Here is an 8,216-nt window from a genome sequence, read left to right on the forward strand (position 1 = left end):
TTTTCATTCATTAAAAGGTATATCAAAATGACTAAAGCAGTTATTCTTATTCCAACTAGCACAGAAGCAAATTTAGCAGCAGCATTAGATGCAGCAAAAACAACAGGCGCTGTCGTATTCAATGCAGTAGAAGATGTAAAAGCCGCTCAAGCATTAATCGCAAATAATCAAAAAGACGTGTTATTAGAAAAAATCGTTGCTGATTTCCAGGCATTAAATGCAAATCTAGTGGTTGTTAAAGGTGTTCAACCTTCAGCTCAAGCGCCTTTTGCAAATAGCTTAAACTTTGCGATTGCACAAACCTTAGATGCACAAATCATCTTAGTGGCAAACAATGAAGAAGGTACATTAGTAGAGGCTGTTGCTTCAGAATTTGGCGGTGTGAATAACACTGACATCTTAGGTGTATTTGGTGCACAAGCAGGCAAAATTAAAACCTTAGATGCACAAGCATTAGCAGCGGCAATCGCTGCGCCACTTGCTCGTGAAGCACGTATTTCTCCAGCAGCATTCCGTTTTAAATTAACTGATTTAGCACGCAAAGCAGGTAAAACCATCGTATTACCAGAAGGTGATGAACCTCGTACCGTTAAAGCAGCCGCAATCTGTGCTGAACGTGGTATCGCAAAATCGGTATTATTAGCGGATCCTGAATCAGTGAAAAAAGTTGCGGCAGAACAAGGTGTGACTTTAGGTGCTGATGTAACGATCATCAATCCAGCTGACGTACGTGAAAACTACGTTGCTCGTTTAGTTGAATTACGTAAATCTAAAGGCTTAACTGAAGAACAAGCGCGCGCGCAATTAGAAGACACCGTTGTATTAGGTACGATGATGTTAGAAGCGGGCGAAGTAGATGGTTTAGTCTCTGGTGCCGTTCACACCACTGCAAATACCATTCGTCCACCGATGCAAATCATCAAAACCGCACCAGGTAGCTCAATTATCTCATCTGTATTCTTCATGTTATTACCAGACCAAGTATTAGTGTATGGTGACTGTGCAGTAAACCCAGAGCCAACTGCTGAACAACTTGCTGAAATCGCAATTCAATCCGCTGAATCGGCAAAAGCATTTGGTTTAAATCCAAAAGTCGCAATGCTTTCTTACTCAACCGGTACTTCTGGTTCAGGTCAATCTGTAGAGAAAGTGAAAGAAGCTACGCGTATTGCACAAGAAAAACGTCCTGACTTATTAATTGATGGTCCATTACAATACGATGCGGCAGTAATGAAAGATGTAGCAGCGTCTAAAGCACCAAACTCTAAAGTAGCAGGCCAAGCAAACGTGTTTGTATTCCCTGATATCAACGCAGGTAACATCGGCTATAAAGCGGTTCAACGTTCTGCAGATTTAGTGGCTGTAGGCCCAATGCTTCAAGGTATGCGTAAACCGGTTAATGACTTATCTCGTGGTGCATTAGTAGATGATATCATCTACACCATCGCATTAACCGCAATCCAAGCAACTCAAGCTTAATTAAAGTCTTTGTTGTAAAACACTAAATAAAATAACCGCACTTTTGATAACTCAAAGTGCGGTTATTTTTAGGATTGTTTTTAATGACTACTCTACGGATTTTAAGTATTCAACCAGCTTCAAGCCAATCTCTCTTCGCCACCCTAAAAGTAAATCGGGCTGTTTTGCCATATCTTCATTTTTTAACCAGACCCATTTAATGAGATCTTCTAAATTTCGTTTACTCGCCAGAATATCGAGGGTTAATCCTTTTGGGGTCAGTTCATAGGCTTTTTCTTGTAACAATCGAATTGCCTTTTTATAACGAGGATCATCCACGATACGCACTAAACGTTTAGGATAATCATAAGGAGAAATTCGGCGGCTTTGTGCTAACAATTGAAGCATTTTTTTGCCACGTACACGGACTTCATTTTCAGATAATCCAAGCGCTAACATTTCTGATGTATTACGAGGATTATTTTTGGCTACTTTCCAAAGATTATCCGATTTCACCACATAAGAAAGGGCTAAGTTTCGTGCCATTGCTGTTTCTTGTCGCCATTTGGCCAATAGCTGTAAACGCGCTAATTCGAGCGGATTCAATTTCCAAACATTCGGAATCTCTAAATAGGCTTTGTTTGGATCGCGATCATCTAATTTACTGGTTTTCGAGATCGCAAGCTGGCAATCATCAATTACTGCTTGAAGCCAAGGTGATTGTGCTAATTCTATTTGCATTTTTTGATAGACTGGCAATAAGTACCATACATCCCCTGCTGCATATTGTAGCTGTACAGGTGAAAGTGGACGTTTTAGCCAGTTTGTACGCGTTGCTCCTTTATCCATTTCAATGCCTAAATAATGTAACACCAATTTGGCCAGGCCCGCTGAATTAGTAAAACCTAGAAAACGTGCCATAATTTGCGTATCCATCATAGGTTGTGGAAGTGCATCAAACTCTTGTAAGAAAACCAATAAATCTTCATTACAAGCATGCAAAATTTTTGTCACCAGCTGATCGCGTAATAATTCTACAAAAGGTGAAAAATCAGTGATGGATAACGGATCGATCAATGAAACACGTTCACCATCATAAAGTTGAATTAATCCTAATTTAGGATAATAGGTCGATACCCGCATAAATTCGGTATCTAAAGCGACCGCACTTTGCTGACGTGCTAACTGACAAACCTGAGCCAGTTCTTCATTATTTTGAATTAACGTAAAGTGCGGTTGATTTTGGCATTCTTTTATCATTGTAATAGGATGTATTTTCAAATAGAGGTACAGACTAAACAGGGATATGAATACATATCCCTGATTTAATTAATGTTGCGCGCGTTTTGCTATTTCTTCATCACGCAGTATGCGTCTTAAAATTTTGCCTACATTACTTTTCGGCAATTCATCGCGAAACTCAATATCTTTCGGGACTTTATAACCTGTGAGATGTTGTCTGCAATGCTGGCGTAATTCATCACGCGTGAGGCTATCATCTTTCTTCACAACGAAGATTTTAATGGTTTCTCCCGACACCTCATGTGGCATGCCGATAGCAACCACTTCAGCGACTTTATAATTTAGCATCACCACATCTTCGATTTCATTTGGATAAACGTTGAAGCCTGAAACTAAGATCATGTCTTTTTTGCGGTCAACAATACGGAGGCTATAGCTCTCGTCCATAATGACGATGTCACCCGTTGCCATCCAGCCATCTTTAAGCACTTCAGCTGTCGCTTCAGGACGTTGCCAATACCCACGCATGACTTGTTCACCTTTAACCCAAAGCTCTCCGGCTTCACCAAGTTGTGCTTCTGAGCCATCATCTTTGATAATTTTAATATCAGTATTTGGAACCGGTACACCGATTGTACCATTGTGTTTCACCACATTAATCGGACAAGCGGCAATTAGCGGTGAGCATTCTGTCATGCCGTAACCTTCAATAATGTTACAGCCGGTTAAATCATGCCAACGTGTTGCGACTGATTGTTGGATCGCCATACCGCCGCCAACAGAAAGTTTTAATCGTGAAAAATCCACTTCTTTGAAATTTTCATTATTAAGCAGCGCATTAAACAAGGTATTTACCCCTGTAATCGCTTCAAAACGATATTTTTTGAGCTCTTTAACAAAACCATCAATATCACGTGGATTCGTAATTAAGAGCGCAGTCACGCCAAGCTCCAAGAAAAGTAAACAGTTTACCGTTAAGGCAAAAACATGATAAAGCGGTAAAGCCAGTACGGCAACGCGTTGCTTAGCATGATCGCCAATAAATGGCTCTGCAATCCACTTCGCTTGGAAAATATTGGTAATAATATTGCCATGTGTCAGCATAGCGCCCTTAGCAACACCTGTCGTTCCGCCTGTATATTGTAAGAAAGCTAGATCTTCACGATCTACTTGAGGACGAACGTATTGGCGAAATTTACCAATACTCAATACTTCACGGAAAGTGACGGCATTCGGTAATTTATATTTTGGCACTAACTTTTTAACGTATTTCACCACAAAATTGACCAAATTACGCTTACCAAAAGAAAGCTGATCGCCCATTCTTGTTAAAATAACGTGCTTCACTTTAGTATTAAATACAATTTTTTCTAAGGTTGAAGCAAAGTTTGAAACCACAACAATGGCTGTTGCGCCGCTATCTTGTAACTGATGTTCTAATTCACGTGGGGTATAAAGTGGATTTACGTTTACCACAACTAAACCCGCACGTAAAATACCGAAAAGCGCAATAGGATATTGCAACAAATTCGGCATCATTAATGCAACACGCTCACCACGTTCTAACTTCAATTCATTTTGTAAATAAGCGGCAAATGCACGGCTACGCTCTTCTAATTTACGAAATGTTAAAACCTGCCCCATGTTGATATAGGCGGGACGGTCTGGGTGCTCACGAATTGCTTTATCTAAAATATCGAGAATAGAATCATACTTGGATGTATCCAGCGTGGTAGGTGAACCTTCTGGATAATTTTGAAACCAAACTTTTTCCATTTTTTATCCTTATTCTTTGGAAAATTTTCTTAATTTTATCATGTAGTTAATAGAGATAATAGCGAATTTCAGGCTCGCCATACCAATAATACGGTCGTCTACCGAAAAAGCCCCAATCATCCCACATATCATCTGGATAATAATAACTTTGTGAAAGCTTCCAGACACGATAATGATTGGTTTTAATAACCGGATAAATATAGTTGGCTTGATCAACCTTGCCTTGTTCTGTTTTCAGTAAGGTACCACCAATTGTAATAAATTGATCTTTTAAGCTTTCTGGCTCCACAAAACCATCAAGATAAGTGATAAAACGTCCATTAGGCTGTTCATCAATCATAGGTTTTGCTGAGGTTGCATAAACTGGATAGCTTAATACTTCAATTTTAGTTTTATTCGGCAAGGCCTGTGCGGTTAATACTTTTCCACCCAAACGTATTGATTTGCACTGACAGCTATAATCACTCTGTTGAATTGAAGATAATGATTTTAAAGTAAACTGCTCTTTTTCCAGCCCTTTCGGTGCATTGACACATCCCACTAATGTGGCCGAAAGTGCGGTCAAAACTAAGATCGTTTTTTTATTCATCTTCAACTCCTTTTTGAAAATTATTCACGCCCAGGTAATTTTTTCCAAGTTACTTCATTACGCAAATAAACAGGTTCAATTTCTAAGGCGGATATGACTTTATTCTGAGCATAATCTGTTAAAGCAAGCTCAAGCATATATTGTGCAGAAGGTAAAATAATATCACTCCCTTCTAAACCACTGTCTTTAAATTGGGGATACGCAGCCCAACCTGTTCCGACTCGATAAGCGGTTAAATCTGAAAGTTGTTCAAGTACTTTTTCTGGTTGACAAACTTGTTCTTCAATAACGGGGTTCCATTGGAAAAATTCACCCAATTCTGACCACACTTTTTCTCGTTTTACTTGAGAAAAATAAACTTCATTCATTCTCGCATCAATGGCCGCTGCCACATTTTCAGCTTGATGTAATTCAAATGCAGCCTGAGCCATTGTTGTTAAATTCGATACCTCAATAACAGGTAAATCAGCACCAAATGCAAGCCCTTGAGCAATCCCTGCGCCGACACGGACACCAGTAAAACTACCAGGACCGCGTCCAAATGCTAACGCATCTACTTGCTTCAAATTGATACCTGAATTAGCGAGCAACTCATCAACCATTGGAAGAATACGTTTTGTGTGTGTACGTTGTGCTAATTCATCTAAATGTGTTTTTTCGCCTTTATGCCAAAGTGCAACTGAACAGGCTTCTGTTGAAGTATCAAGTGCTAATAAGGTGATATTTTTCATTATTAATCCATTTTCTCATTTTGTAAGAATTGTACCACTTTGTTGAGATCTCGGGTACGGGTTGAATTAGGTAAACTTTTTAGAAAGGTTTCACCGTAATTTCGCATAACAAGACGATTATCACAAATAATTACCGCACCACGATCTGTCACATCTCGAATTAGGCGTCCTACACCTTGTTTCAGCGTAATAACCGCTTCAGGGATCTGTATATCATTAAATGGATCGCCTCCTTGCAATCGGCAATCTTCAATGCGTGCTTTTAGTAAAGGTTCATCTGGCGCAGTAAAAGGCAATTTATCAATAATGACTAATGATAGCGCATCACCACGGACATCCACACCTTCCCAAAAGCTCGAGGTTGCAACTAGCACGCTGTGGGTTTCATGAATAAATTGTTCGAGTAATTTTGCTTTAGGCATTTCACCTTGTAATAAGATAGAAAGCTCACTATTTTCTCTAAAATACTCTGCCAAGCCTCTCATCATTAAATAAGAAGTACAAAGCACAAAGCATCGCCCCTTATTCGCTTCAATGATAGGCAACAACATTTCACCAAGAGCTTGTAACGTATTATTTTGATTCGTTGCTGGTAAATAACGTGGCACGCAAAGTAGCGATTGATTAGGATAATCAAAAGGGCTGTGAAGAATTTTTTGTTCTGCTTCCTCAATACCAAGTCGCTGACAGAAATGATTAAAAGTGCCGCCAACTTCAAGCGTCGCTGAGGTGAAAATCCAAGCGGCTTCTTTATTATTTAGCTGTTCGCCAAATTTATCTGCGACAGTAAGTGGCGTAATATGCAAACCAAATTGTCGCCCCATACTTTCGTACCAATAACAATAGCCAACAATGGCCGTATCACAAAGACGAATTAATTGATTCTTGATACTTTCAGTGCGTTCAAAAATACTATCCAAAGTCTGAGAGCGACCTAATGCAATCTTGATAACTTCAGAAAGAAACTCAATTTTTTCTTGTAATAATTCAACCGATTTTTTAACCGCAATTTGCTTAAATAGCTCACGCCAATTTCCTCGCTGATTACCTTCCCCAAGAAGAAGGCGAAAATCCTGAATAACTTTAAGCAATGTATCTGCAGTACTGCCAAGCTGCGGCATATCTTTCAATTCTGTTCGATAAACAATATTGATATCTTTACATAAATCAAATAGCTGGCGAGAAGTTAATGATTGACCAAAATACTGGCTTGCAATATCGGGAAGTTGATGTGCTTCGTCAAAGATGATGACTTCTGCATTGGGAATAAGCTCACCAAAGCCACTTTCTTTTACCGCCATATCAGCAAAGAAAAGATGATGATTTACTACGACAAGATCCGCATTTAGCGCTTTTTTACGAGCTTGTGCAACATAGCATTCAGCGTAGTTAGGACAATCTGTTCCTAAACAACTTTCTGCCGTACTCGTCAATTGAGGCAAAATTGGGCTATCTTCAGCCAATTCAATACATTCGGTCAAATCACCTGTTTTCGTCGCATTATTCCATTTTCTTACTTTACTTAAATCGGCTAAAACAGATTTATCCCCAAGCACACCTTGAGCGATAACCTGATCCAGTCGTTCCAAACATAAGTAATTAGATCGCCCTTTCAATAATGCAATTTTTCCAGAATAATTTAAGGCTTTTTTTATGGCAGGTAGATCTCTTGAAAAAAGTTGATCTTGTAGATTTTTAGAGCCGGTTGAAATAATCGTTTTCTTTCCTGCAATAAGTGCCGGTGCTAAATAAGCAAAAGTCTTTCCTGTACCCGTTCCAGCTTCTACAACAAGTGGTTGCTTATTTTGAATAGCATATCCTACTGATTGAGCCATTTCGAGCTGTTCTGCTCGTGGGTTAAATCCTTTGATATTCTTACTCAATTCGCCATCACTGGAAAAAATTTTACTTATCTGTTTTTTCATAATGCTTGCTATCTAGAAATAGGCGAAGATTTTATCATTATTAGACTCATTTATATATGAATTCTAATGTTTTATATAAAACAAAAACCCCAAGCCATTCAGCTCGGGGTTCACATTCAGTACCTGGCGGTGTCCTACTCTCACATGGGGAAGCCCCACACTACCATCGGCGCATCGGCGTTTCACTTCTGAGTTCGGTATGGGGTCAGGTGGGACCACCGCTCTATCGCCGCCAGGATTATTCCTTTAATAACTTTTCTCTATTCTGCTCTCACTATCTCTAGTATCTCACAACCAAACAAGCTGATTTAACCTCAAAACTTTCTCTTTCGTCTCTGAGTTTTTTTATTTTAGTCTTACAACCTCAAAAACCCTTGAGCGTTGTATAGTTAAGCCTCTCGGGCAATTAGTATCTGTTAGCTCAACGGCTCGCACCGCTTACACACCAGACCTATCTACGTCTTAGTCTTAAACAACCCTTACTGTCTTAAAAAC

General features: G+C 39.4%; 6 protein-coding genes and 2 rRNA genes. 1 reads left to right on the plus strand and 7 read right to left on the minus strand.

The annotated features are described in order from the left end of the window. Positions 1–27: 27 nt before the first annotated feature. Complete coding sequence (gene pta / locus O3746_RS02545) at positions 28–1,479, plus strand: phosphate acetyltransferase (RefSeq protein ID WP_371447738.1); 1,452 nt, start codon at positions 28–30, stop codon at positions 1,477–1,479. An 87-nt stretch (positions 1,480–1,566) separates the two neighbouring features. Here the strand turns inward: pta and rnd are convergent, their stop codons facing one another. The 7 genes from rnd to O3746_RS02580 all read right to left on the minus strand — a co-directional run. Next, positions 1,567–2,718, minus strand: a complete 1,152-nt coding sequence (rnd, locus tag O3746_RS02550; RefSeq protein WP_371447739.1) for a ribonuclease D — start codon at positions 2,716–2,718, stop codon at positions 1,567–1,569. A 69-nt stretch (positions 2,719–2,787) separates the two neighbouring features. Next, positions 2,788–4,476 (minus strand): long-chain-fatty-acid--CoA ligase FadD, encoded by a 1,689-nt coding sequence (fadD, locus tag O3746_RS02555; RefSeq protein WP_371447740.1) that lies wholly within the window; start codon positions 4,474–4,476, stop codon positions 2,788–2,790. 46 nt (positions 4,477–4,522) lie between these two features. After that, a complete protein-coding gene (locus tag O3746_RS02560) occupies positions 4,523–5,065 on the minus strand; it encodes a Slp family lipoprotein (protein WP_049373392.1) in 543 nt (180 codons plus the stop codon). A 20-nt stretch (positions 5,066–5,085) separates the two neighbouring features. Next, positions 5,086–5,796 carry a tRNA (adenosine(37)-N6)-threonylcarbamoyltransferase complex dimerization subunit type 1 TsaB gene (tsaB, locus tag O3746_RS02565; RefSeq protein WP_049373391.1) on the minus strand — a complete coding sequence of 237 codons (711 nt, stop codon included), beginning with the start codon at positions 5,794–5,796 and terminating at the stop codon, positions 5,086–5,088. Between the two features lie 2 nt (positions 5,797–5,798). Beyond that, positions 5,799–7,721, minus strand: a complete 1,923-nt coding sequence (locus O3746_RS02570; RefSeq protein WP_049373390.1) for an ATP-dependent DNA helicase — start codon at positions 7,719–7,721, stop codon at positions 5,799–5,801. A 121-nt stretch (positions 7,722–7,842) separates the two neighbouring features. Continuing rightward, positions 7,843–7,958 (minus strand): 5S ribosomal RNA (gene rrf, locus O3746_RS02575). A 148-nt stretch (positions 7,959–8,106) separates the two neighbouring features. Further along, positions 8,107–8,216 (minus strand): 23S ribosomal RNA (locus O3746_RS02580); the annotation flags it as partial.

Origin of the sequence: Haemophilus sp. 27098_8_127, assembly GCF_041433495.1 — a bacterium.
In the GTDB taxonomy this organism is placed as follows: domain Bacteria; phylum Pseudomonadota; class Gammaproteobacteria; order Enterobacterales; family Pasteurellaceae; genus Haemophilus_D.

What these genes read in the sequence shown, in the direction of transcription:
- pta (WP_371447738.1), top strand. Translation starts at nt 28, where the DNA reads ATGACTAAAGCAGTTATTCTTATTCCAACTAGCACAGAAGCAAATTTA.
- rnd (WP_371447739.1), bottom strand. Translation starts at nt 2,718, where the DNA reads ATGATAAAAGAATGCCAAAATCAACCGCACTTTACGTTAATTCAAAAT.
- fadD (WP_371447740.1), bottom strand. Translation starts at nt 4,476, where the DNA reads ATGGAAAAAGTTTGGTTTCAAAATTATCCAGAAGGTTCACCTACCACG.
- O3746_RS02560 (WP_049373392.1), bottom strand. Translation starts at nt 5,065, where the DNA reads ATGAATAAAAAAACGATCTTAGTTTTGACCGCACTTTCGGCCACATTA.
- tsaB (WP_049373391.1), bottom strand. Translation starts at nt 5,796, where the DNA reads ATGAAAAATATCACCTTATTAGCACTTGATACTTCAACAGAAGCCTGT.
- O3746_RS02570 (WP_049373390.1), bottom strand. Translation starts at nt 7,721, where the DNA reads ATGAAAAAACAGATAAGTAAAATTTTTTCCAGTGATGGCGAATTGAGT.